The organism is Fructobacillus tropaeoli (assembly GCF_001047135.2).
Taxonomy (GTDB): Bacteria; Bacillota; Bacilli; order Lactobacillales; family Lactobacillaceae; genus Fructobacillus; species Fructobacillus tropaeoli.
Window position 1 is genome coordinate 1 of sequence record NZ_DF968123.1, and the last position, 1,254, is coordinate 1,254.

3 protein-coding genes are annotated in these 1,254 nt (G+C 40.1%); all 3 read left to right on the plus strand.

What is annotated here, in order from left to right:
* Positions 1–82 precede the first annotated feature (82 nt).
* Entirely contained in the window at positions 83–463 is a 381-nt protein-coding gene (locus AOQ32_RS08260) for a YopX family protein (protein WP_083994479.1), read from the plus strand.
* Entirely contained in the window at positions 460–1,152 is a 693-nt protein-coding gene (pnuC, locus tag AOQ32_RS08265; RefSeq protein WP_059394389.1) for a nicotinamide riboside transporter PnuC, read from the plus strand. The genes AOQ32_RS08260 and pnuC overlap by 4 nt, the downstream gene beginning before the upstream one ends.
* Positions 1,152–1,254: DUF3850 domain-containing protein (locus tag AOQ32_RS08270; protein WP_114679997.1), on the plus strand; the 103-nt coding region annotated here is incomplete at its 3' end. The genes pnuC and AOQ32_RS08270, both read left to right, overlap by 1 nt.

Consider the following 1,254-nt stretch of genomic DNA (forward strand, 5'->3'; position numbering starts at 1 on the left):
AATGGTATAAAGTTTACACTTCAGACGGTCATTTTCGAATTTTTCCAGCAGACAAATACATTGCAGAATTTGGTGAATAATCATGCGAGAAATTAAGTTTAGGGCGTGGCACAAGAAAGAACAACGTTATTTACCAATTATGGAAATTCACGCATTTAACTGGTATGTCAGAACTTATGATGATAAGTACCGTGCTCCAGAATTCGAATTAGAACAATTCACTGGACTTTACGACAAGAACGGTAAAGAAATCTATGAGGATGACATCGTCAAGTTGCATGTTGTCATCTTGTCGCCTGATGACAAGGTTGGGTTTATTGAGTATAGTCCTAAGTTTGGCTACTGCATTAATTTTGGCAAAGCTATTGCACGTCAGGAGTATTGGGCGGCTAGCGATAAGCACACCATTGAAGTTATTGGAAACATTCACGAGAACAAAGAATTATTGGAGAAAAAACAATGAAAAATTACGTTAAATGGTTAGGTACAGAAATTAAGTCATTGAACACTGCTGGTGCAGTTATGCTGGCATTTATGGTCGGCGTTCAGTTGGCACTATTCATGGTCGCGCCGATTACTGGTCTATCAATTATCACGCTAGTGGCCACGTTGGTTGGGTCAGCATGTACGGTATACATGATGATCGGAAAGCCTATCAATGGGCTGCTTGGACTGATTAGCGCACTAGGTTTCATATACGTTAATTTGACGGCTGGACACTATGCAAGTGTATTGGATCAGTTAGTATTCGTGGCATTGATTGATATTCCGATGATTATCACGTGGAAGAGTTGGGGTCACCGTATTAAAAACGGTGTGAAACATTTGAGTTTCGGAAATTGGATGTCAACAGTGGCATTGATGTTAATTATCTGGATTCCACTTATTGTTGTCTACACATGGTTATGCGACACGAACCCAGCATGGGACTCATTGACGTTGGTAATAGGTGCGTTTGCATCGTTGTATGTATTCTTGGGCTACGGAGACAGCTACACATTGTGGTTGATGGCGGACGTGGTCAATATTGCGCTATGGTTTACTGCTCTATCTGCTGGGTATTCCGCTAGCTCACTGCCAATGTTGTTGACAATGGCATTCTACTTGATGACTGCATTGTATGGACGTTTCGTGTCAGTCTGGAGTAAGTGATGAAAGTACATGAATTGAAATTAGACGAAAAATATTTTGTTTTAGTTAATAATGGCTTGAAAACATTTGAAATTCGGAAGAATGATAGAGACTATCATGTTG